Below are 23,950 nucleotides of genomic sequence, written 5' to 3' on the forward strand. Positions count from 1 at the left end.
ACCCGGAATCAAGCCCCAAATAAGTGACTTCGGTGACCCTTCCTATCGGCAGGTCGTCAAAGCGGCCAGCTCCAACATTGCCGCCTCCAACAACAACTGAATGCTGAAAATCCGCGTTTGGTTTTCCGACGGAGGCCGCCCTGACTTGTAGTCGTAAATCACGAATGTATCGTCGTTTTTGCGATCAATCCGATCCGCCTTACAGGTCAAGGAAAAATCAATGTCAGAAAAATGCATCGCCCCTTTGACTTCAATTCCCGCAGGTTGCCCCCTGGTCAGACGCATGCGTTCCTGACGGACCAAACCCTCGGCAATCTTGCGTATCCGACCCAACCACACACGGCGCGCGGAGGGCCAAGCCACTTGATCTTCCAAGACACGCTCGGCCGTCGCCATGAACCGTGCGAGCGATTGATCGAATGTTTCGTCTGAAATATCAGTCAGATAGCTTTCCATGATCGCGTGAAAAGCGGTGCCTCGCTCGCGCACATCGGGGTCCCGGCTCAGCGGATCAAGTTTGTTCAACCGAAGAATACGGTTGGCATAAATGTCATAAGGATCACGGATCAATGTTTCGATCCGTGTCACCGAAAGCTGTCTTGGGCGTGCCGCAACCGGGGGGCGCGGACTCGGTCGTTTTGCAGGTGGCAAGGTGAAATTGGGTCGATCAAGGTCATCGGCCATCTTGATCCAATACGCCCCACGTTTGCGCATGGCGTCAAGAGCGCTCCGACCCTCATCAGACATGCCAGACATCAGGTTTGTCAGTCTGATCAGCCAGCGGGACGCAACAGTTTCGGCCTCTGCATCCCGTTTTGCCCGCGTCAATACCACCTCAGGTGCGCCAACAGCCTGTTGAAAATCATGCGCGGAAAGTCCCGTGGCTTGTTCGGGCGACAATAGCCCGGCTTGTTTGCGCATGTCTCGGCTGAACCACGGATCTTGCCCGGGTGCTTGTGGCCAGATGGTTTCGTTCAACCCAGCCAAAACAACCAACTCGGCTCCCAAGGCTCGCGCTTCCAATGTGCCCCAGATCATAACCTGCGGATGCTTTGGCGACGGATCGCGTGCCAATCCCCGACCTAAAACCGCCCGGAAGAGATCGGCAAAGGCCAACGCATTCATTACGCCGCCAAATTCGGCTTCCCGACGTAAGTCAGAAACAAGGCGCAACACTTCTCGTCCTGCATTTTGCCCCCACAGTTCGCGGTCATCCGTGCCTTGTGCCCCCTTTACAAAGAGAGAGGCGACCGACACGAGATGATCAATGTGATCTGCCAAGTCGCGTTCAGGTGCCACGGCAAGTACGTCCAAAAGATCGGCAATCCAAGCCGCCCATATTTTGCGGACCTCTTTGTCCGCTTTTTCTGCTCCAGACGAAATAGCCCACTGTAAAAGGCTTTCACGGGCGGGAAACACCACCCCTTTGCGGCGTAGATGCACCTCAAGTTCACGGGTCCACAAAAGGTGATACCCACGTCCCTCGTCGCCGGCATGTCCGCGCGAGGTCAGCGGATGTTTCAAGAGGACCAGCAGGTCTTCTGAGGACAGGTTGTGTCCCAAAATCCCAACAATATGGCGTAACAGTCGGCCCGGCGGGGTCTGATTGAGCGGTATCCCGGCGCTGTCATCTGGTGTGATATTCCACCGGCCCAAAAGCGCCGTCACCCGCCGCGCAAGATCGCGATCCGGTGTGATCAGGGCGGCTTTACGCCCGTTTTGTGCTGCCTCACGAAGGATCAAAGCGATGGCATTGGACTCGATCCGCATGTCCGGCGCTTCAATCAAAGTCATTGCAGAACAGGCTGAGTCTGTATTCTGAAACCCAGGGCCTTCTTTCATCCATTGATGGGTCACAGGCGCAGGCCGCAAAGAAAGAGAAATCAGCCGGTTTCGGGTCAAATTCGGGGGAGATACTTGTGCCCAATTTTGAATGTCACCTGACGTTAAGCCAAGCTTTTCGGCCATACGCACAGTGCGCTCTTGCGGGTGCTCAACGGTGGGTGTGCTCCTGTTCCCCCGCCCTGCAATTTCTTGCCAGACCTCAAGAGGAATATCAGAATCAACCCCGGGCAGAACCACAGCGCCCTTCGGTTGGCGCGCCACCAATGTCATGAATCGTGCCGTCATTCCACGCGATCCGGTTGAGCCGGCAACAATGATCGGGTGACTTGGCGGGGTCTCGCCCCATTTTGTTTCGAGGCGATCCACAATCAACCTCAACCGATCTTCCTGACTGGGTTCATGGGCGGCGGTCGGACCGAAATAGTCAAAAATAATCGACAAAAACGCCAAAGATTTTTCCCAATGCCCTGAAGCATCCGGGATTTTAAGTGACCTTAACTGTTCTGGTGTCACGCCCTCATCCTGCATTTCGGACAGCAAGGCCGCGAGGCTATCTGAGAGATCAAACACAGAGGCGCGTGTGGCAAATTGCGGCTCTTGGCGGAGAAAATGCGACACAAGTTGCGACAATTCCAGCCGTCGCCGGAGTCCGCTGATCGGCATTGGCAGGTCCATGACATCGGGCGATGCCCCTAGCTCTGCAATCAATTTCACCTGCGGCAAAAGCCGGGTTGACCCGTCATCAAACGCGGACAGGATGTCCTTTTTCATTCGCGATGTGTTCACGAAAATCTGCGTATGCGCCAAAATTTCGGGCGGTGAGTTTCGAAACCGTTCCAAAATCCCCTGTTTTAACGCCGCCGGATAATTGACGCCGCAAGGCAAACCAAACAGATGTGGCTTCTCGATGGATCCGAACATAATCCGTCCTTTAATGGGCGTCCTTCAAGAGGCGCTCCGCAATCTCAATCCCTTCGGGATGACCGACATCACACCAATGTCCCGGATATTCCGCGCCGAAAATTCTATTCGTTTCAAACAGACGTTCCCACACGAGATTAAGCGAAAAACACGTCTCGTCGATGCCGTTGAGCGTATCGGTTTTTAAAATCTGAACCCCAGTGTAAACTGAGCCATGACCGCGGGCCAATCGCCCATCTGGTAAAATATCAAAATCACCCTGTCCAAGGTGCCCGTGCACACGGTCAAATGGAACGGTTAAGAGCAGCGCATCCATCTTTTCAGGGTCCCAGGCCTCTGACAAAATATCAGACGCCATTGGACCTTTCCAAACCGCATCTGTGTTGACGGTGAATACCACATCTGCTCTGAGCTGTGGCAAGGCGTTGCGTAGCCCGCCCCCTGTTTCAAGCAGAGTGTCTTCAAAAACAGTCTCGATTCCGGCGGTATTTAAGTGTTTTTCAAGCGCGTCCGGCAGGTAATGAAGGTTTGCGACCCTGTGCTCGACGCCCCCGATCTGATCCAGCGCATGATCGACAAGTGGCCGCCCCGCCACTTCAATCATCGGTTTTGGTCGATCTGCCGTCAGCGTTTTCATCCGGGTGCCGCGTCCCGCACAAAAAATCATTGCAGTGTTGGGATGGTTCCGCATTTTTCTTTCAGACACTGAAGGGTTTCTTTTGTGGGTTCCGGTAGATGTGTGCGAATGAGATGTGCGAGACTTGAGAGATCGGGATGATCCAGATCGCGTTGTAAATGACCCCAGACCCGAGGGATCAGGTCAACATAGTGCGGGCGTGAAAAATGAAGTGACATGCGTGCGAAAATCATCAAGATTCGCAGGTTCCGCTGCACCGAACAAATCGCGGCTTCACGATTGAAATCAACCGGATTGAGATTCAATCCGTCGCTAAATCGCGCCAGGCATCGTTTCTGAACCTCAACCGGGACATCGCGTCGCGCATCTGTTGTCAGCGAAATCACATCATAAGCGGGATGGCTGAGCATCGCGTCCTGGAAATCCAAAAGCCCAACACGCGAAGGACCCGCTCGATCCGGCAGCCACAATAGATTTTGCGCGTGATAATCGCGTAAAATCGTAACGCGACCATGCCCAAGAGCCGCAATGAGTGGCGTTAAAACGGTGCGCGCGGCCTCACGTTCTGAAGACATATCGTGACTCAAAACGGGTTCGGCGTACCAGCGGTAACAGGAAAGCGCGAGATCGGTCATCAAGGGGCCGTAATCCGCAGCGCCGTCCAGTGGTGTTGAGGAGGCGATGTGAATCAGAACATCGACAGCAGCGTCATAAAGCTCGGTTTCCAAATGTGGTTTCCGAGCACAGACGACGTCATACAAATCTCTACCAAAATCTTCGAGGATCAAAAAACCATTGGTCTCATCGGCGGCATATATTTCAGGGGCTGACAGTTCGAGATCGCGAAGATAAGCGGCGACCTTGAGAAAAGGGCGAACATCTTCACCAGCCTCTGGGGGCGCATCCATTGCGATGGCACATCGACCGGTCGAACGATCTTTCAACCGGTGATACCGCCGCCGAGACGCATCACCCGCCAAGGCGGCTACACTGGAGTCGGCCCAAGGGCCAGACCCAAGAAACTCTTGGAAAAGCTGCACGCGCTCAGTCATAAGATCGCTGAAATTTGAGAGACAGAGTGTCGCAGCATTGCGGGGAGCCTTTGATGTTCGGACAAAACATGTGCCCGACTTTAGGCCGCCCCGCAAGGGACGCAAGGCAAGAAGGGCGTCACATTTCTACGAACTGGCTGTCCGCCTGCGGCCGAAGCGCGAGTCGCACCGCCGAGCCGCGCGCCTCTGGCGCAAAGCCAACGAGGGTTTGGCCGGATGGCAATGGTGCAAATCGGCAAGTAAGACGGCGCCCATCCCAAAGCCGGGTGGTGCCAGTCCACTCCTCACGCGCACCAACACGGCTGACAAATTCCCGAATATCATTCCAAAGCGGCGATGGCGCACATTTCGAATGCCATATCCGTGTCGCCTCAACGATGCTTGTCTCGGAAATACCTTCCATTTGCTCAAGATCCCAAAGCGACGTATAGGCCGAATTCGCCATCATCAACATGCCTTCGCTGTTAAACACGGCAATGGCTTCAGATAGGCTGTCGAGCACAGCCTGGCCCGTTTCGATCTCTGACCTAAACCGCCGTGTCAGGGACATCTCGGCAGAGATGTCTTCGAACAAAAAGGCGATGGCCCCATCGGGATGCGGGCGTCCAGAAATTCGATATGTCATGCCGCCAGGCAGGGTCCAAACCTCTTGATAGGTGCCATCTTCGGCGGCGGATTCCAAGGCGGCCATTTCTTGACGCCATGATTTATAATCTTTCGGCTCAGGCATCATCTGACTGTCGCGCAGTCTGTCGAGGAAGGTGGTTAAAACCGGTCGCGAGATCAAAAACTCAACCGAAAGGGCGGTCAGGTCCGTCAGTGCCGGGTTGAACAAAGCCAGCCTGCGATTGCGATCAAACACTGCAAGTCCGATTGTGAGATGGGAGAAGGTTTTGGTCAGGGTTTGCGTGAACTCGCGAAGCGTTTCCTCCGCCTTGACCGTATGGTCCGCAGAATTGGCTGTGAATAGGAAATCGCCGCCCATTTCAAATCGAAATACCTCAAACCAATGTGTTCCGTGGTTTTGATCCTTAAGGGTGAGGCGGCGGGATTCTTTTGCGCCGACGTTGGCAAGAAGTGAGGTGTCGAACAAAGACGTCGGCGGCCAGCTTGGAATATCATCGTTCTGCGCCATACTGTCGGCAAGAGCGATATAGGCGGCATTGGCCCAACTGATCGTGCCATCCGCGAGTTCGCGCCATACCAGATGGGGCACGTTTTCCGTGGTGGCGCGCAGAGTTTCAAGCTCGTGCTCCATCGCCATCAAGGAATGACGATCCAACTCGATATGGCTGTGTTCCGTTTCACGATCCAACAATGTCAGGCGCGCAAGACCGTTGCGCCATTCGCATTTCATCACGGAGCTGCCATCACGGGACTCAATGATCAATGTGCCACGATCGGCGAGTTCTATGATCTCTTTTTGAAGTGTTGGGAATTTTGAGATCGTTACCGATAAAAGCCGTGACCAATCCGAGCCGACATCGGCGGCTGCCGCAAGCACGCTTTGCGCGGAGGCCGTCGCGTTTACCAGTTTTTCGTCATCGAACAGAAAGACGATGTCATTGTCCTGATCTTTCAGAGTGATCGCCTCTGACTTTTCTTTTCTGGCGGCCATCCAGGCAAACCCATAGAGCGCCAAAAAGGCAATGCACAGGCTTCCTATGATGAGGGACGCAAGAGTGGAGAGGAGTTCGACCGACATGTGATTCCCGACAAAAATACGCTTCTGCGACGGGATGATTTTGGGTAAGGATAGTTAACGCACCGTTAAAATCCCAAGAAATCATGCATCAAATCGGGCATTTTCACCCAAAGCCTTGTTTTGTTCACCTTCCTGGACGCTGATCCGCTCTTTGGGCCAACTCAGTTCGACAATTGCGCCAGACCGACGACCGGCATGCAGATGGAGGTCGTGGCGGTCCGATCCATTGGCGAACGCAATCTCGGCCCCGGTTCGCTCCAAAAGCGTTTTGGCAATAAAAAGCCCAAGCCCCATACCCTCATAGCCCGGACGCCGGTCAATCTCGCGCTCGGTGCGGCGGCGGCGCATGAAAGGGTCGCCAATCCGGCCAATCACCGATGTCGGAAATCCGGCCCCATCATCAATGATTCGAAGCGTGATGGTGCGCGCGTTCCATGTAATATCAATCCACGCCGTCGTTTCAGAAAAATCCACCGCATTTTGAACCAGATTGCGCAACCCATGGATGATCTCTGGACGCCGATAGACATAGGGCTGCGGCGTCCCGTCTTCGCTACCCAGCACTTCAAGTTTGACTGTTTTGCCCCGCGCAACATGCGGCTGTGCGGCCTCTTCGACCACGGCCTGAAGCGGCGCAAACCGCATATGTAGATCATCTTTGCCGGCCTGCCCCATCGAGCGCAAAATATCACGACACCGATCCGCCTGTTCATTGATCAACTGCGCATCCTCGCGCAAAACGTCATGGTCTGCCAGATCGTCGACCAACTCGCTGGACACCAGTTTGATCGTGGCCAGAGGCGTGCCCAATTCATGTGCTGCAGCGGCAATCACACCCCCTAAATCCGTCAGTTTCTGTTCGCGTGTGAGCGCCATTTGGGTTGCCAAAAGTGCCTCTGACATGGTGTGAATTTCAGAGGCGACTTTCCACGAAAATACTCCCAAAAACACCACACCAATCACAATCCCTGCCCAGCTCCCAAATAGGAAAATTCGTGGCATGCGCAGGATTTCACCGTCTAAAAGCTCAAGCGGGACGTGATAAAGCGCGGTGATCGACACCAAGGCGATGGCCGCACCCCCCGTCAACACCGATGATTTTGGCCGAAGTGCTGAGGCCGAAATTGACACAGGCGCCAAGATCAAAAGGGCGAATGGGTTGTTCAACCCCCCTGACAGATACAAAAGCGCTGACAATTGCACGATGTCGAACAACAACATCAGCGTTGCACCATGTTCGCTCAACCGGGTGTTTTCCGGGTAAATGAACGTGACCACGATGTTCAAAATGATCGACGCGCCGATCACAACGGCAAAGCCGCCCAGATCAAATTTGAGGTGAAATACCGTCATCGCCAAAATAATCGTGGCAATTTGACCCGTGATCGCAATCCATCTCAGCGCAGTGAGAGTTCTCAGGCGAACCCAATTGGATCTGCGCTCTTCGGTGATGAGATCGTCACTATTTTCAATCATTGACAGGTTTTTGATCCAACTGCGGCATTAAACCCCTTGTTAGTCCGTGCTGATGCGCCGATCAATGCGTCGCACACATGAGGAGAGAAAACATGTCGACAAAATCTTTCGCCATTGTCGCCGGTGTTGCCGTTGTCGCCTTATTGGGCGCAAGCGCTTGGTATGCCACACGCCCGGCTGGTGATGATCAATTTGCCCAATGTCGCGGCTCCGCTGTCAGCGGTGGCGCGGGGTCCATTGGCGGGCCTTTTGAGCTCGTGAGTGAAGATGGTGTGACCGTCACCGATCAGGATGTGTTCACCAAGCCAACGATCCTCTATTTCGGCTATACCTTCTGCCCCGATGTCTGCCCGCTCGACAATGCGCGTAACGCGGATGCGGATCGTCTCTTGGACGAACGCGGCTATGACACACAAACTGCTTTTATCTCCATCGACCCGGACCGTGACACGCCTGAGGTGGTCAAAGAGTTCACCGATCTTTTCCACGAAAACATGATCGGCATGACCGGCTCTCCTGAACAGGTGAAAGCCGCTTCAATGGCCTACAAAACCTATTACAAGAAACAAGAAGAGGGTGATCCGGAATATTACCTCGTGGATCATTCGACCTTCACCTATCTGGTGTTCCCCGAAATCGGGTTTGTCGATTTCTTTAAACGTGATGACACGCCAGAGCAGATGGCGGATCGTGTCGCCTGTTTTATTGATGCGGCCAAATAGAACGCCGGGTAGAAATTGACCCGCCGCCATCCGCACTCTAGGTTGATACAAATTCAGATAATCACGCACATTGGCGCAAGGGGGTCCCATGGCCGGGGAGGAAATGATGGACTTGGGTGTGGACAAGTCACTGTTGCTGGTCGATGACGACGAACCGTTTTTGCGTCGCTTGGCGCGGGCCATGGAAAAGCGCGGCTTTGAGGTCGAAATGGCGGGTTCTGTCGCGGCCGGTAAAGCCATTGCGACCGCCCGCCCGCCTGCCTATGCCGTGGTTGATCTTCGGCTTGAGGATGGCAACGGGCTTGATGTCGTTGAGGTGCTGCGGGAAAAACGCCCCGACAGCCGCATCGTGGTCTTGACCGGATATGGCGCGATCGCCACCGCTGTGGCGGCCGTCAAAATCGGTGCCACGGATTATCTGTCAAAGCCGGCTGACGCCAATGACATCGTCAATGCGCTTTTGGCAAATGGCGATGCCTTGCCCCCACCGCCCGAAAACCCGATGTCGGCGGATCGGGTGCGTTGGGAACATATCCAACGCGTCTATGAGCTTTGTGATCGCAACGTGTCCGAGACGGCGCGACGCCTCAATATGCACCGACGCACTTTGCAGCGCATTTTGGCCAAACGCAGCCCGCGCTAACGCGAAAGTACTAAGGCAATAAGACTTGGAAAGACCTGCTTGGGCGGGTCTTTTTTATGGCTTTGATTGTGGCCCCAAGGTCTTGAGCCAATCAATGAACAGCCGGGTCGAGGTCCGTTGCGGGCCTTTGGGTGTGACGGCGAAATAGGAAAAATCGGCGTCAATTTCAAACGGCACATGCAAAAGTGCGCCAGAGGCAAGGTCATCACTCACCGCGATTTCAGAGACAAAGGTTACCCCCAATCCGCGCACGACGGCTTGGACCGCATCGGATTGCCCCTCGATAAAAATTGCCGGCGCTTTGTGGCCATCGACGCCACCCTTTTTCATGTAAGCCAAATCTTGGCCATGAGCCTGCGACCTGATCCAAGGCATTGTCTTTAAAGGAAGATTGTTTACATCCCCACCGTATTTTGTGACCAAAATCGGACTGGCGACAAGGATGAATCTCGTCCTCCAAAGCAATTCAACATCCACGTCGGGCCAGTTGCCCGACCCAGAGCGAATGCCAACATCAAATTGCCGCCGCTTCAGGTCGTCGACCGTGCCGGACGGGGTCAGGGACACCGGGATATTTGGATGCGCATCCCAAAATTGGCCAAGGCGCGGAATGATAAACGCATAGGACAAAGCGGGCGTACAGGTGACCCTTAGCCCACGTGAACGCGGCCCATTGCGCAGGCGCTCGACACCCTGGGCAATCGTCGAAAATCCCTCGCCCAAAGCCTCGGCCAATTGCGCACCCGCTTCAGTCAACGCCATGCCTCGCCCTTCCCGCTGAACAAGGACCACACCAAGTTCTTTCTCAAGCGTGCGCACCTGCTGCGTGACTGCCGCATGGGTCACGTTCAGCGCGCGTCCTGCGGCGGTAAAACTGCCCAGCCGTGCTGTCGCCTCAAAGGCGCGCAGCGTAGAGAAAGACGGAATTTGACGCCAATCGATGTCACTCATGTGTAATCACAGCTTACATGTTCAAAAAATCGTTGAGTCGCGATAGAAGACTATAAGCGATAAATAAGGATCATACCCAAAGATTTGGAGAGATCAAATGTTACAGATTATCGCGCCTGACATCATGCGTCAGCCGGAGGCGACGCCAGAGGTTCAACATCGGCGCGCCCTCATGGAGCGTCAGCATGTTCAGGCCCAAGCCGCGCGTGCGGTCTGGCTCTCGGAGCTACGGATCTGGGCTGGAAAGCTCGGCTTTGTGCCTCGGCTCAAAGCGCGGCCATCAATTCGGCGTGTCGCGCCGTAAAGGCCGTGCGCGCATAGATCGGCGGACGCAGGTGAATCCGCAGATCGCGCACCAAATCCGGGTTCATTTTTCCAAAAATCTTATTGCCTTCTTCAACGGAAAACCCGGCGATTTGTGTCGCTTCGAGCCATGCTGAGACTTTATCCGCCTGTTTGATCTTTTTTTTGATCGCCACAGGGATTTTTGCAGGCAGCCCAAATCGAATGTGAATGGCCGCAGTGAGGCGTTCATCCAACTCACCGTAATTCGGCCCCACGGCAGCCTTCACCGGTGAAATCATATCGCCGATGACATATTCGGGCGCGTCATGCAAAAGCGCTGCCAGTTGCCACTTAACTGGCTCCGATGGGTAGAGTTTGCGAAAAATCTCTTCAACCAAGACGGAATGTTCAGCCACGGAATAGGCAAAATCACCGCGTGTTTGCCCGTTCCAGCGCGCCACAAAGGCCAGCCCATGGGCAATATCTTCGATTTCAATATCCATTGGAGTGGGGTCCAAAAGATCAAGTCTCCGACCCGATAACATTCGTTGCCACGCGCGTGGTTGAGCCATGGTTGCCTCATCTGTGTTTGGCCTTTGGTAGCGTCTGAGCAGCACAGTTTCTATGATTTTTCTCGACTTAACCGGAAATCAATGCCTCTGCGTTGTAAGGTGTGCCTCAAGCTGGTAACCAGCGATCAAATTAACCGTATTTATGCAGGAGCCAGAGATGGGCACCGATTACATCGTGAAAGATATCGCGCTCGCCGCTTTTGGGCGCAAAGAGTTGGATATCGCAGAGACCGAAATGCCGGGCTTGATGGCGTTGCGTGAGGAATTTGGCGTAAGCAAACCGCTCAAAGGGTCCCGCATTGTTGGCTCGCTGCACATGACGATCCAGACCGCTGTGTTGATCGAAACGCTCGTGGCACTGGGCGCCGACGTGCGCTGGGCTTCGTGCAATATTTTCTCAACACAGGACCACGCGGCGGCAGCCATTGCCGAAGCAGGTGTGCCGGTGTTTGCCATCAAAGGTCAGTCTTTGGTTGAGCATTGGGATTACCTCGACCGCTCGTTCCAATTCCCGGAAGGTCCGAACCTGATCTTGGATGATGGCGGTGACGCAACTCTTTACGTTCTCTTGGGCGCGCGTGTTGAGGCGGGTGAAACCGATCTGATCGAAGTGCCAACCTCTGAGGAAGAAGTCGCAGTTTTCGCCCAAATCAAAAAGCGCATGAAGGAGAGCCCGGGCTGGTTCACCAAAATGCGCGGTCAAATTGTTGGCGTTTCCGAGGAGACCACCACCGGTGTCCATCGTCTTTACGATCTGGTGAAAAAGGGTCAACTCCCCTTCCCCGCGATCAATGTCAATGACTCTGTGACCAAGTCGAAATTTGACAACAAATATGGCTGTAAAGAGAGCCTTGTGGATGGCATCCGCCGCGCGACCGACACGATGATGGCTGGCAAAGTGGCCGTTGTCTGTGGCTATGGCGATGTGGGCAAAGGTTCCGCCGCCTCGCTGCGTGGTGCTGGAGCGCGGGTGAAAGTCACCGAGGTTGATCCGATCTGTGCGCTTCAGGCTGCGATGGACGGGTTTGAGGTTGTTGTGCTTGAGGATGTTGTTGGTGACGCCGACATTTTCATCACCACCACGGGCAACAGAGACGTGATCCGCATCGAACATATGCGGGCGATGAAAGACATGGCGATTGTCGGCAATATCGGCCATTTCGACAATGAAATCCAAGTCGCGGCGCTTAAAAACCACAAATGGACCAACATCAAAGATCAGGTCGACATGATCGAGATGCCATCCGGTGCGCGTCTCATTCTGTTGTCCGAAGGTCGTCTTTTGAACCTTGGCAACGCCACGGGCCACCCGTCCTTTGTGATGTCCGCCTCTTTCACCAACCAAGTGTTGGCGCAGATCGAGCTTTGGACCAATGGTGACAGCTATGAGAACCAAGTCTACATCTTGCCGAAACACCTCGACGAGAAAGTGGCGCGACTGCACCTTGCTCGCATTGGCGTGAAACTCACCGAACTTTCGAAAGATCAGGCGGATTATATTGGCGTGACCGTCGAGGGCCCGTTTAAGCCGGAGCATTACCGCTACTGAGGTCAAGCATAGAACGAGACAGAAACCGCTCATGGGAACATGGGCGGTTTCATTATGAGTTCATTCGCCAAATTTTCCCTTTTTAAAGCACCGTGATCCCACTAGGCTTTGCGCGAGCCTTGTTTGGGTTCCGAGATGAATGACATAACACTTTGAATGGTGGGAGAATAAAATGGGAAAACGTGACGATCTGATCGCCAAATATGCAGAGGATCTGAAATCCAAATGTGGTGTCGAACCTGACATGGATTTGTTGACCAAAGTGACCATCGGTTGTGGGCCTGCGATCTATAAAGAAGATGCGTCCACAGTGGCAGCCTCGCAAGAAGGCGAACTCGAAACGGTCAAAGCCAATTTCCTCATGAAAAAACTAGGCCTCCCAGACAGCCCCGAGCTTATGGATGCGATCAATGTTGTGATCGACACATACGGTCGCTCTGAGCGCAACAAATATCGTGCCGTTTTCTACTACATGCTTGTTAAGCATTTCGGCAAAGAAGCCGTTTATAGCTGATTTCGTTTCGATCTATTGAGAGCCGCCTCGATTGTTCGGGGCGGTTTTGCGTTGGTTGTTTCTCATTCGAGTTAATCGAAGGTTTCAAAATCAGATTCAACCCTAGCTACTTCAGGTTTGCAGTGAATCAGCAAAGCGCCTAGGTTGATTACACGGGCCAGGACGGACCGGACCTTATATCGAACACGTGTGGTGCCTAAGGGAGCACGTGGGGTGGTGGAGGGTCCCGGGGGGTCGGGACCCTCCTTTTTATTGAAATTCAACTTTGAAACGGCGCAAGGTCAGGTCGATCAAAGCGCTACTCCGGATCAGTGTCTCCCAACTCACATATAATCGCCCATTCCGCCTCCGACACGGGTTGAACGGAAAGGCGCGAGTTGTTCACCAAAACCATCTCGGACAGGCGTGGATCGGCTTTACACATGGCAAGGGTCACGGGCGTCTTTAATGGACGCACTGCTTTGATGTCGACGCATTCCCACCGTTCGTCATCGGTGGTGCTGTCCGGATGCGCAAGTGCACAGACCTCAACAATTCCAACGATTTCTTTTTCCGCCCGCGAGTGGTAGAAAAACCCGCGATCGCCAATCTGCATCGCCCGCATGTTGTTGCGAGCCTGATAATTGCGTACGCCGTTCCATTCCTCGCCAGCGTCACCTTTAGCAACCTGTTGATCCCAAGACCAAACTTCCGCTTCGGATTTAAAAAGCCAATATGCCATCAGCCAATCACCTTGTTCCAAGCTTCAATCCGCACATCCGCAAACAGCCCGGCCTTGGCATAGGGGTCGTTCGCGGCCCATGCGTTAGCAGCGTCAAGATCATCCACTTCGATGATCACAAGTGAGCCGCACATCTTGCCCTCCGAGTCCAAAAATGGCCCGGCCTGTTCAACAACGCCACAGGATTTCAAATAGGCGACGTGATCCGGGCGTGTGTCAGTGCGGATGTGAAGCGAACCGGGTTTGTCGGTGCAAATGACAGCGTATTTCATGGGTTACTCCCTTTTGAGTGGGCGGGAAAGCAACAGCTCTACCGCCTCAGAAATCGAAATGTGACCATCCAAAATCTGCGTGATGGTCGTTGTGATGGGCATGTCCAGGTCCAGGGTACGCGCGAGGTGCATGACGGCTTTGGCAGTGGCCACGCCTTCGACCGTTACATTTGGGTCGACTGTTGCGCCGGTGCCAAGTTTGAAACCATGCGAAAAGTTGCGCGATTTATCAGAGGTGCAGGTCAACACAAGGTCGCCAAACCCCGAAAGCCCCGAAAGCGTCGCAGGATCGGCCCCAACGCGGGCTGCAAGCCTCTGCATTTCGGAAAAGCCACGCGTCATCAGCGCCGCACGCGCGCTTTCGCCAAGCCCGGCTCCCATCGCAAGGCCACATGCTATCGCAATCACATTTTTCAAGGCCCCGCCAAACTCGACCCCCACCGGATCGAGGCTTGAATACAGTCGGATAGTGTCGGTGGTCAGCTCTGATTGCAGCATATCAACCACGTCTTTGTCTCTCGCAGCAAGAGTCAATGCGGTGGGCAGGCCGTCTGCGATGTCGACAGCAAAAGAGGGGCCGGACAGAATGGCCACCCGTGCGTCTGGCATCAAATCTTCAAGAACAGCCAGAGGACCGCGATCCGATTTAAGATCAATCCCCTTACAGCAGGCAACGAGGCTTTTATACTGGATTAGGCTCTTGTTTAGGGCTGCGAAATCCGCCAGCTGTTGCATGGGAACAGCCAAGAGAAGGATGGGTGCTTTGCAGGCCTGGGTAAGATCGGAGGTGGCACTCAAGGATGCAGGAAAAGGTTTTCCCGGCAAGCGGCCAATGTTTTCGCGCGCGGATTGCATGGATCGTGCGGCATCTTCCGAGCGTGCCCAAAGGGTGACAGTCTTACCTGATCGCGCAAGGGAGATGGCCAAAGCCGTCCCAAATGCACCGGCGCCGAGGACAGAAATCTGATCCACGTGCTGCGTCTCCTCACCCAGTCTCATCGGTCGCCCTCCGTTGAGCGTTGTTCAGATGCACTTTGGGAGGTATCACCGAGTGAACCGTCAGACAATCCCGAGACCGATTTTGCCCAGAACCGTCCTGATCACACGCCCCAAAGATGACGCCAATCGATTGCGCAGGAATTGCGCGCGCTGGTGCCGGGGATAAATGTTCTGATAGCGCCGGTTCTAGAGATCGTGCCTTGCGCCCCCAAACTCATGGCGGAGCAATATAGCGCGGTTATTTTGACTTCACGCCACGCGGCGCAAGCTACCGCAGAGGCGTTTCCGAAATTGACGGCCTATTGTGTTGGGGATGCGACGGCACAGGCGGTGCGGGCGCTTGGCGTGACGGCTGTGTCCGTTGCAGGGTCGGCGGATGATTTGATCTCGCATCTTGCGGGGAAGTCCCTATCGCGCGCCATCCACCTCCACGGCAAACATACGCGCGGCGATGTGGCGCGCCGATTGACGGCCAGCGGCATAGAGACCCACGAAGCTGTGGTCTACGATCAGCGCGCCCGAACATGGACGTCAGAGGAACGGGACAGCGTGGCGCAGGCGCAATCTCTCGTGGTTCCCCTCTATTCTCCCCGCTCGGCACAGATTCTGTCGAAACGACTCGAAATCTATACTGGGCCGTTGACCCTTGTTGCCATGTCGCAAGCCTGCATTGATGCTTGGTCAGGGCCTGTTCCTATCTGCTCTGTTGTTGCGCAACGCCCCGACGGTGCGACGATGACGCAGGCCGTTGCATCGCAATTGACCTGATCATCGCTTGAGGCGCAGTGGCTCAGGGTCTAAGTTCCAGAGGTAGTTGTGAAATTGGTTCTGGATTCGAAAGGTTGATCTTTTGGCACGAGACAAAAAAACTCCGCAAAATGATGTGAGCACCGAGGCGGAAACGGTTCAGGATCAAGAGGATGCCTTGGCGGTAGAGGCAGTGCCCTCGGACGTCGGTACATCAACGGAGATGGCTTCTGAAGAGCCAATGGCAGAGGGTGATGCGGCTGATCCAGAAGCTGAGGTTTCTGAAGAGACGCATATCGAAGATCAGGATGATACGTCTAAGACGGATGAGTCGACACGGGGCGAAGACATTCCCAAAGCTGAGCGCGCTGACGCGCGGCCAGTGATCGAAAAGAGTGCGGTCAAACGAGGCGGCCTTGTTCCGACGCTTTTGGGGGGTGTAATTTGTGTGGCATTGGGTTACGCGGGTGCGCAATTTATCAAGCCTGAGGGCTGGCCATTCCCCGGAGCCAATACGGATGAGTTGGCACAGCAGCTCACCGACCTGTCGGCGCAATTGGCGGACCTGAAATCCAGCACACAGGATCAAATCGCGGCGACCCACTCGGCGCAGGACAGGTTGAAATCCGAAATTGAGGCGCAAATTGCCGCCATTGATCCGGGCCAGGCAATCCAGCCGCTTCAGGATCAATTGTCCAACTTTGAATCGCGTCTGACCGAATTTGAGGCGCGTCCCGTGGCGGAGGCGGTGGTCTCACCGGAGGCGACAGCCGCCTATGAGCGTCAATTGGCCGAAATGCAGAATCTGCTCACCGACGAGATTGCGCGACTTGAAGCCGCCAAAGCACAGTCCGCGGCCGAGGAAAAAGCCGCCACAGCCGCAACACAAAAGGCCCGGTTGCAAAGGCTTGTGGACGCCGGCGATCCTTTTGCCTCTGTTCTTTATGAGCTTGAAGAGGATGCGCCCGCTGCACTTAAAGAGGCTGCGCAGAATGGGATTGCCAGTGTGACGGAGTTGCAGGACACCTATCCAGATGCCGCAAGGGCGGCTCTCATGTCAGCATCGCGCGCGGCCTATGAAGCGGGCGAACAGGGCTGGTTTGACACCGCACTTCAAACGCAACTCGGTCTCAGATCGACGAAGCCAAAAGAAGGCGATGACGCCGACGCGATCCTGTCCCGGGCCGAAGATGCCGTGCGCAAAGGTCAGTTTGCATCAGCAATCACCACGCTTGAGGCTTTGCCTGAGGCAGGTCAGGCGGAGATGCAGCCCTGGATTGAACAGGCGCAAAAACGGGTGGATGTGATGGCTGCTCTCAATGAAATGCTTGGTCAGTAAGGTAGGCGAAACATGCTTTGGTCTCTCGTTAAAATCATTCTTTTCGTCATTCTTGTGGCTGCGCTCGCCTATGGCGGAATGCTTCTCATGGAAACCGAAGGTGGCGCTCAACTGAGCTTTGGGAATTTCGAAATCACCCTCACGCCGTTCAAAGCCGTGCTGGCACTGATTGTCTTGATCGTTGCGTTTTATGTGGCGCTCAAACTTATCGGGCTGTTGATCGCTGTGGTGAAATTCCTTTTGGGCGATGAAACCGCAATCTCGCGCTATTTCGACCGCAATCGTCAGAAAAAAGGTATTGAAGCGCTGGCGGATGGGATGATGGCGCTGGCCTCAGGCGAGGGTCGCGTGGCACTGACCAAGGTTGCGCGTGCTGAGAAATATTTACAAAAACCCGAACTGACCAACCTGCTCAAAGCGCAGGCTGCGGTGATGACTGGCGACAAAAGGACGGCCGAGCGTGCCTACAAACAATTGGTCGCGGATGACCGCACCCGCTTTATTGGCGTTCAGGGCATCATGAAACAGAAGCTTGAGGATGGTGATACCGCGACCGCGCTGAAGCTCGCGGAAAAAGCCTTTGCCCTCAAACCGAAACATGTTGAGACACAAGACATCTTGCTCCGGCTTCAGGCCGAAAAGGGCGATTGGTCGGCGGCGCGTTCGACCCTGTCGGCCAAGTTGAAACATGGAGCAATCCCGCGCGATGTTCACAAACGTCGCGATGCGGTTTTGGCCCTGTCAGAGGCCAAGGGGGTGTTTGAAAAAGGTGCCACGATTGAAGCGCGCGAAGCCGCGATTGAGGCCAATAAAAAGTCGCCGGATCTCATCCCTGCCGCTGTGATGGCCTGTGAAGAATATGTTGCTGATGACAAGCCGCGTCCGGCTGCGCGCGTCATCAAAAAAGCATGGGAGGCGCAACCGCATCCGGATCTGGCCGCCGCCTTTGCGGCGATTGTGCCGGATGAAACCCCGGAGCAACGGATCAAACGCTTTGCGGTGCTGACCAAAATCCACCCGGAAGATCCAGAGACTAAAATGCTGCTCGCAGAGCTTAACATTGCTGCCGAAGATTTTCCGGCGGCGCGCCGCGCGCTGGGCGATCTGGCGGAGATCAACCCAACCGCGCGCAGTCTGACAATTTTGGCGGCGATCGAACGCGGCGAGGGTGCGGATGACGTGGTTGTCCGCGGCTGGCTGACCCGAGCGCTGACAGCGCCGCGTGGGCCACAATGGGTCTGTGACAATTGCCAAACCATCCATTCGGAATGGGGCCCGGTTTGCGAGCATTGCGGCGGATTTGACACGCTGAGTTGGCGTAAACCGATGCGTTCCGAGGTCGCGATGCCACAAGGAACCGAAATGTTGCCGATGATTGTAGGCGCATTGCCGGAGCCAAAAGTGGATTTTGTCGATCCGATTGAAGAGGAGTCACAGGACGCGCCGAAAGGTATGGTAGATGTGACCCCGGTTGAAGAAGATGAAAACCCCAAGGTCGAAAATTAGGGCTACACACCTTTGAAAGAGGGTGATAAAGACCCGTTCACGTCACGCGCGATTGCGCCTGACAGAGAAGAGTGCCGCTGTAGCTCAGCTGGTAGAGCACGTCATTCGTAATGATGGGGTCGTAGGTTCGAGTCCTATCAGCGGCACCACTTTTCTACTCGCTGCCGGGAATTTCCCATGCAGAAAAGCCTCCCCGAAGGGAGGCTTTATTACTTTTAGATTGACCAAAATTAACTGCGCGGACGTTCCTTTTTAGGATCGTAATGCGGGAAGGCCGTGACCTTGGCGCTGTAGCGTTTCAAATGACCGTCCAATTGGCCAACTTCGACCTCTGTACCCGGCTCAGAATGCGCAACATCGACCCGTGCCAAGGCGATGACTTGACCGGTGCGTGGGGATCGCATCGCGGAACAGACCTCTCCCACTTGTGCGCGCCCAATGCGGATGCAATCGCCATGGGCAACGTGGTTTTGACCTTCAATCTCAAGCCCGACAAATTTGCGGGCGGGATGCTCTTTGCGCCGCAAAAGCGCATCTCGACCAACGAAATCTACAGTCTTTGATTTGAGCGGAACGGTGAAGCCAATCCCGGATTCAAACGGATCAGTCTGATCGGAGAAATCGTAGCCTGCAAACACAAGCCCCGCCTCAATCCGCACAAGGTCAAGCCCGGCAAGTCCCATCGGACGTATCCCGTAGGCCTGACCTGCTTCCCAAACGGCCTTGAACACCGCGTCGCCGTCTTTGGGGTGGCAAAAGATTTCATAGCCCAGCTCACCCGTGTAGCCCGTCCGAGACACCACGACAGGCACGCCCTCATGATCGCCAATCCGGCCCACGGTAAAGCGGAACCAGTCGAGATCGGAGATCGGCGTTTGATGCGGGGCGGTCCAGATGATTTCTTTCATCAGATCGCGGGATTTTGGACCTTGGACAGCGAGGTTGTGCATCTGGTCGGTGGAGGTGCGGATCATCACATTTAGATCGAGCTTTTCGGCCTGTTCCCGCATCCAAACGCCACCTTCGTCCGAGCCACCAATCCAACGGAAATTCGTCGGACCAAGGCGGAAAAGCGTGCCATCGTCAATCATGCCACCATGCTCATAACACATGGCCGAATAGACCACCTGACCGACTCCGAGCTTTTCGACATTGCGGGTCAGAACCCAGTTCATCAGTGCTTCGGCATCCGGGCCGGTGACCTCAAATTTGCGCAGGGCAGAGAGGTCCATGACCACAACATCGTCACGGCAGGCCCAATAGCCCTCGATCGTGTCGGTTTGACGGAACGAATTTGGCAGCCAAAAGCCACGATACTCGACGAAATCACTCGTCAGCGTGGCAAAGTTATGATGAAAGGCGCTTTCACGGGTCATGACAGGGTCCTCGTCTGGAGTGGCGCGCCAAGCCACGGAGCGGCTGAACCGCTCCTGGGCGGCATAGGTGCGCACATGAATGTCGGTCAAATTCCAGCCATTGGCCGGGGAGGTGTCATCGGGGCAGGCGGAAGACACACAGATCAGATCGGTGAGCGCGCGCAACAACACGTAATCGCCCGGACGCGACCACGGTTCGTCAGCCAACAGAACGCCATGTTCATCGACATGGGTGTTAAAGAAGAAATTCGCCGCCATCCATCCTTTGCGGCCAGGGATCTCATAGGCCGAAAGCGCGCCATTGAAATTGTCGGAACAATTGGCGTGACCGGGATAGCCGATGTCATCGTAGTATTTGGATGAACAGGCCATGGCGAAAGCGTCGTGCCGACCGCAGGTGTCCTGCACCACTTCGATGAGGGGTGTCATGTCCTGATCGAAATATTTTCCATGCAGTCCGGGCATCGGGTAGGCGTGGTTGAGGATGGTGCGCGTGGTGGTGACATCAAGGGGAAGGTAGTCGCCACGATCCGCTTTGCGCGCGTCGAAACATTGGAAATCAGTACATTGGCGACCATCGACATCAAGGATCTGGATGAACTCGCCTTTGCGTACAAAATAGGCCTGAGCCGTGGCGGATTTGACCCGCAGGTCTTGAACGGGATCGGCCAAAGGATCGGGCAGGGCGAATTGACCGGATTGGCGCGATTTGGCACGGGTTAGGGTCACACGCAGCGGTGTTGTGGTGTCTTGCGTTTCGAAATCCATCACATCGCCGGGTGCGGCAATGATAACCCAACCTGAACCCTGCGCCGTAAAGGTGGCACTGTCTTTCGCGGGGCTTTCTGCGCCAAAAAGACCGACGGCACGTGCGCCCGTCAGATCAATATTACGCTGGATTAGACCCTTTTTAAGTCGGTCAAAGCCCGACTGCGGTGACAGGAGCATCGCGCGCAGGCCTGAGGCGGACGTGTCTGCGGCTGCGCCCAAAAGGCCACAATCCAAGCGCCCATTGGGATGCGCGCTCAGAAGTTCGCAACGCTGGCCACCTTCGATATTCTCAATCGTGATCTGATCGCCTTGGGCGAGTTCGACCATGACCGCGCCAGAACCGGGAACGGTCACGCGCTCTTCGTTGGATTGAAGCCCATAGGCCGCCGTGCGGCGTGGGCGCGAGGCGGAGGGCGGTCCGGGGCGCAACAGGGTTGCGGGAATGTGCGTTTGCATTTTTTGTCCTTGTAAAAAGGAGAGAGACGGGCCCCGCGAAAGGCCCGTCCATTGCGTCACATGTTAGATCAGTTTTGAAGATAGGCTTCCATGGAATCGTCCAGCGCATCTTTCCACGGGGTATGGTGCGCGGGTGCCATGGTTCCGGTGATCACCGATTTATAGCTGTGATTGCGAAAGCCCATAATGTCCTCGACCTTATGGTGCTTCCATTCAAAGAAAGCCTCGCAAGCCCCATCCACATCGAAGGATGGATAGTCGGTGTCGGCGATCAGTTCTTTGACGTAATCGCCCTGATAGACGATCGCGTATTTCACATCATCCTGACGTTCTTCGCGCTCAACGCGTTCTGCAACATCGGCCAAAAGCACCTCTTTGTCAGAGGGCACCTCGATGCGGCCCATGATGATGTCCCGCACATACCAAGCCTGCGCATCGAACATGTTAAAGGTGAACCACTGATCCTGCATCCCCAGATAGAACATCTTTGGATTGTGGACATAGGCGACGCCTTTATAGAGGTCGGCCGTGGCCAAACGGTTGGCCGTTTTCAGGCGCAGATCGTCAGGCAGGAATGGGAAGTAGTGACGATAGCCAGTGCAAAGAATGATCGCATCGACATCCTTGGTGGAGCCATCTTTGAAAAAGGCGGTTTTGCCGTCGACTTTCACCAGCGCAGGTTTTTCTTCCCAATTGTCCGGCCAGTCAAACCCCATGGGTGCGGACCGATAGGAAGTTGTGATCGACTTGGCGCCGTATTTCCAACATTGTGATCCGATGTCTTCCGCCGAATAAGACGCGCCCACCAAAAGCACATCTTTGCCCGCAAATTCGCGCGCGTCGCGGAAATCATGAGCGTGGACGATGCGGCCATTAAATGTCTCGAACCCAGGGTATTCGGGCACATTTGGCGAAGAGAAGTGACCTGAGGCAACGATCACATGATCAAACACCTCTTTGTACATCCGGTCCTCTACCATGTCATGGGCGGTGATGGTAAATTTGCCTGTGTCCTCATCGTAGTCGACCCAGCGGATTACGGTAGAGAACCGAATCCAATCACGCACTCCGGCCTTTTTCACCCGACCTTCGATATAATCAACCATGACGGCGCGCGGCGGATAGGAGGCGATTTGTTTGCCGAAATGTTCCTCAAAGGAATAGTCGGCAAATTCCAAACCTTCTTTCGGACCGTTGGTCCACAGATAGCGGTACATCGAGCAGTGCACAGGTTCGCCATTTTCATCGACGCCGGTGCGCCATGTGTAGTTCCACAACCCACCCCAATCGGATTGTTTTTCAAAACAGACAACGTTGGGAATCTCTGCGCCTTTTTGCGCGGCGGATTGAAAGGCGCGGAGCTGTGCGAGACCGGAGGGACCTGCTCCGATAATTGCGACACGTTTGGTCATGAGTGTCTCCCTTGGACATTAGAATTCATTGGATTGAACCGAATTCATTAATTGGTTCAATCGGTATGAACCAAATGAGGACCAACTTTTTTCGTGGTCAATGAATTTTCTTTGTGGGAATATATTTGCAGGGGCCATTTGGCCCTGATGATCACAAAATTAGGCCAATGATGAAAATATGAGCATCTCCTCCCTCTCTCAGCGCCTGCTTGTGACAGGGTCCTTGCCGAAACTCGGTGGGCAAACCCGCGCGCCCATTCGGATTGGCTTTTTGATTCCCATGTCCGGGGATGAACAGGCTTGGGGGCTGCCGGGTTATGAGGGCTGCAAGATCTGGGTGGACTGGATCAACACTCATGGCGGGCTCATGGTGGGCGGTCGCAGGCACAAGATCGAAATGCGTGTGCATGATAGTGCAATTGGTCCAGACCAAACTTTGGCCGCGGCCCGCGATATGGTTGAAAAAGATCAGATCCCGCTGATCGTCACGCTCGGCGGAAATGATGTGGCACAGGCGATTGATTACCTGATGTCGCGAAAAGTACTTGTCGCGACCCTATTGCCCAGCGATCTGTCGCCGGACCGGCCTTATTTGATCGCACCGGCTGAGGTGCATCCCCTGTACAATGTCGCGGGTATTGAGTGGTTGGTGCGCACCCAACCTCAGGCCACGCGCGTCGCATTATGTAGCCAAACTGATTTGATGGGCTTGCCCTCACTCGCGGTCTATCGCGCCGGGTTTGAGGCGGCAAAGCGAGAAATCGTCAAAGACATTCAATACAGCGCAGACACCAAAGACGCACTTGGCATTGTCAAAGCCATGATGGCCGAAGCCCCCGATATTCTCTGTTGGTGTTCTTCGCCGCCGCCCATGGTCAAGGCTCTGACCGAAGCCGCCTACAAACTTGGCTTTGAGGGCCATATCCTGTCCTGTACCGGCGACAACTATAACAGGTTGATTGCGCGCACGTCGGCTGCGTTCATGGAGCGTTTTGTCTTTCAGTTCCCGGATTTTGATGACCCAAAACTGGCGGATAACGCGTTTTTCTTTCGTCAACCCAAAGCCTTCTTTGACACCTATTGCAGTCGCTTCCCTGGCGCATGGGGTGCGGTGAGTTGGGAATATGCGTCGATCTTGGATCTGTGGCACAATGCGGTTGAGCTCGCGGATTCGACCAATTCCGTGTCGGTATTGGCGGCGATGAAGCGGGGGCGCCGGATGTCACATGTCTTTGGTCCAGCCCGATGGTGGGGCGATGAGATTTTTGGGATTGATAATGCCTTGGTCGGAGATTGGCCGGTGGTTACAATCCGCAATGGCAAGGCCCGGATTGAAGACTTCGTGTCCGTTTTGGACTGGCTGGAACACAATGGACCACGTTTAAAACGGCATATGGAAGAGCTTGGGCAATTGTGGGATCAACGACTTGCCCCAGATCGCAGTGCCAATGCCACGTCACAGTAAACAGGGCACAAATA

General features: G+C 54.8%; 21 protein-coding genes and 1 tRNA gene. 10 read left to right on the top strand and 12 right to left on the bottom strand.

The window, feature by feature from the left end; genetic code table 11:
* Positions 1 to 42: 42 nt before the first annotated feature.
* The 5 genes from addB to regB form a co-directional block, all read right to left on the bottom strand.
* On the bottom strand, positions 43 to 2,766 hold the full coding sequence (gene addB, locus C8029_RS09345) for a double-strand break repair protein AddB (RefSeq protein ID WP_152002796.1): 2,724 nt from the start codon (positions 2,764 to 2,766) through the stop codon (positions 43 to 45).
* 10 nt (positions 2,767 to 2,776) lie between these two features.
* Positions 2,777 to 3,457: a nucleotidyltransferase family protein gene (locus C8029_RS09350; RefSeq protein ID WP_152002816.1), complete on the bottom strand. Its 681-nt coding sequence runs from the start codon at positions 3,455 to 3,457 to the stop codon at positions 2,777 to 2,779.
* Entirely contained in the window at positions 3,430 to 4,455 is a 1,026-nt protein-coding gene (locus C8029_RS09355) for an aminoglycoside phosphotransferase family protein (RefSeq protein ID WP_152002797.1), read from the bottom strand. The genes C8029_RS09350 and C8029_RS09355 overlap by 28 nt, the downstream gene beginning before the upstream one ends.
* Before the next feature lie 118 nt (positions 4,456 to 4,573).
* Positions 4,574 to 6,160 (bottom strand): PAS-domain containing protein, encoded by a 1,587-nt coding sequence (locus tag C8029_RS09360; RefSeq protein ID WP_152002798.1) that lies wholly within the window; start codon positions 6,158 to 6,160, stop codon positions 4,574 to 4,576.
* 81 nt (positions 6,161 to 6,241) lie between these two features.
* Positions 6,242 to 7,636: a sensor histidine kinase RegB gene (gene regB / locus C8029_RS09365; RefSeq protein WP_009570416.1), complete on the bottom strand. Its 1,395-nt coding sequence runs from the start codon at positions 7,634 to 7,636 to the stop codon at positions 6,242 to 6,244.
* 92 nt (positions 7,637 to 7,728) lie between these two features.
* On the opposite strand from regB, the gene C8029_RS09370 reads away from it, so the two are divergent.
* The gene (locus tag C8029_RS09370) at positions 7,729 to 8,358 is read left to right on the top strand and encodes an SCO family protein (RefSeq protein WP_152002799.1); all 630 of its coding nucleotides are present in this window, start codon (positions 7,729 to 7,731) and stop codon (positions 8,356 to 8,358) included.
* 88 nt (positions 8,359 to 8,446) lie between these two features.
* Positions 8,447 to 9,001, top strand: coding sequence for an ActR/PrrA/RegA family redox response regulator transcription factor (locus C8029_RS09375; RefSeq protein ID WP_152002800.1), 555 nt, complete (start codon positions 8,447 to 8,449; stop codon positions 8,999 to 9,001).
* A 54-nt stretch (positions 9,002 to 9,055) separates the two neighbouring features.
* Here C8029_RS09375 and C8029_RS09380 read toward each other — a convergent pair whose 3' ends face one another.
* Complete coding sequence (locus tag C8029_RS09380; protein WP_152002801.1) at positions 9,056 to 9,952, bottom strand: LysR family transcriptional regulator; 897 nt, start codon at positions 9,950 to 9,952, stop codon at positions 9,056 to 9,058.
* A gap of 97 nt (positions 9,953 to 10,049) precedes the next feature.
* On the opposite strand from C8029_RS09380, the gene C8029_RS09385 reads away from it, so the two are divergent.
* On the top strand, positions 10,050 to 10,256 hold the full coding sequence (locus C8029_RS09385) for a hypothetical protein (RefSeq protein ID WP_152002802.1): 207 nt from the start codon (positions 10,050 to 10,052) through the stop codon (positions 10,254 to 10,256).
* Here C8029_RS09385 and C8029_RS09390 read toward each other — a convergent pair.
* Positions 10,219 to 10,809: an HD domain-containing protein gene (locus C8029_RS09390; RefSeq protein WP_040401737.1), complete on the bottom strand. Its 591-nt coding sequence runs from the start codon at positions 10,807 to 10,809 to the stop codon at positions 10,219 to 10,221. The genes C8029_RS09385 and C8029_RS09390 overlap by 38 nt on opposite strands.
* A 157-nt stretch (positions 10,810 to 10,966) precedes the next feature.
* Here C8029_RS09390 and ahcY point away from each other — a divergent pair, with 157 nt between their 5' ends.
* Entirely contained in the window at positions 10,967 to 12,358 is a 1,392-nt protein-coding gene (gene ahcY, locus C8029_RS09395) for an adenosylhomocysteinase (RefSeq protein WP_009570421.1), read from the top strand.
* Between the two features lie 172 nt (positions 12,359 to 12,530).
* A complete protein-coding gene (locus tag C8029_RS09400) occupies positions 12,531 to 12,872 on the top strand; it encodes a DUF2853 family protein (RefSeq protein WP_009570422.1) in 342 nt (113 codons plus the stop codon).
* Positions 12,873 to 13,170: 298 nt separating this feature from the next.
* Here the strand turns inward: C8029_RS09400 and C8029_RS09405 are convergent, their stop codons facing one another.
* Genes C8029_RS09405 through C8029_RS09415 form a run of 3 tightly spaced genes read right to left on the bottom strand, consistent with a single transcriptional unit; the run spans position 13,171 to position 14,864 of the window.
* Entirely contained in the window at positions 13,171 to 13,593 is a 423-nt protein-coding gene (locus tag C8029_RS09405) for an EVE domain-containing protein (protein ID WP_009570423.1), read from the bottom strand.
* Positions 13,593 to 13,865: a YciI family protein gene (locus C8029_RS09410; protein WP_009570424.1), complete on the bottom strand. Its 273-nt coding sequence runs from the start codon at positions 13,863 to 13,865 to the stop codon at positions 13,593 to 13,595. Before C8029_RS09410 ends, C8029_RS09405 begins: the two co-directional genes overlap by 1 nt.
* Positions 13,866 to 13,868: 3 nt before the next feature.
* The gene (locus C8029_RS09415) at positions 13,869 to 14,864 is read right to left on the bottom strand and encodes an NAD(P)H-dependent glycerol-3-phosphate dehydrogenase (protein WP_051130573.1); all 996 of its coding nucleotides are present in this window, start codon (positions 14,862 to 14,864) and stop codon (positions 13,869 to 13,871) included.
* Positions 14,865 to 15,017: 153 nt separating this feature from the next.
* On the opposite strand from C8029_RS09415, the gene C8029_RS09420 reads away from it, so the two are divergent.
* From C8029_RS09420 to C8029_RS09435, 4 genes are all read left to right on the top strand, one after another.
* The gene (locus tag C8029_RS09420) at positions 15,018 to 15,632 is read left to right on the top strand and encodes a uroporphyrinogen-III synthase (protein ID WP_193217627.1); all 615 of its coding nucleotides are present in this window, start codon (positions 15,018 to 15,020) and stop codon (positions 15,630 to 15,632) included.
* Between the two features lie 82 nt (positions 15,633 to 15,714).
* Positions 15,715 to 16,950: a COG4223 family protein gene (locus C8029_RS09425; RefSeq protein WP_152002804.1), complete on the top strand. Its 1,236-nt coding sequence runs from the start codon at positions 15,715 to 15,717 to the stop codon at positions 16,948 to 16,950.
* 12 nt (positions 16,951 to 16,962) lie between these two features.
* Positions 16,963 to 18,456, top strand: a complete 1,494-nt coding sequence (locus C8029_RS09430) for a heme biosynthesis protein HemY (RefSeq protein ID WP_152002805.1) — start codon at positions 16,963 to 16,965, stop codon at positions 18,454 to 18,456.
* A gap of 73 nt (positions 18,457 to 18,529) precedes the next feature.
* A tRNA-Thr gene (locus tag C8029_RS09435) sits at positions 18,530 to 18,605 on the top strand.
* Positions 18,606 to 18,686: 81 nt separating this feature from the next.
* Here C8029_RS09435 and C8029_RS09440 read toward each other — a convergent pair.
* Together C8029_RS09440 and C8029_RS09445 are read right to left on the bottom strand one after the other, a co-directional pair.
* Positions 18,687 to 21,059, bottom strand: coding sequence for a trimethylamine N-oxide demethylase (locus C8029_RS09440; protein ID WP_152002806.1), 2,373 nt, complete (start codon positions 21,057 to 21,059; stop codon positions 18,687 to 18,689).
* A 68-nt stretch (positions 21,060 to 21,127) separates the two neighbouring features.
* Positions 21,128 to 22,471, bottom strand: a complete 1,344-nt coding sequence (locus C8029_RS09445; protein ID WP_009570430.1) for a trimethylamine monooxygenase — start codon at positions 22,469 to 22,471, stop codon at positions 21,128 to 21,130.
* A gap of 178 nt (positions 22,472 to 22,649) precedes the next feature.
* Between C8029_RS09445 and C8029_RS09450 the strand changes: the two genes are divergently transcribed.
* A complete protein-coding gene (locus C8029_RS09450; RefSeq protein WP_009570431.1) occupies positions 22,650 to 23,936 on the top strand; it encodes an ABC transporter substrate-binding protein in 1,287 nt (428 codons plus the stop codon).
* Positions 23,937 to 23,950 lie beyond the last annotated feature (14 nt).

Origin of the sequence: Roseobacter sp. TSBP12 (assembly GCF_009129705.1) — a bacterium.
Lineage (GTDB): Bacteria > Pseudomonadota > Alphaproteobacteria > Rhodobacterales > Rhodobacteraceae > Celeribacter > Celeribacter baekdonensis_A.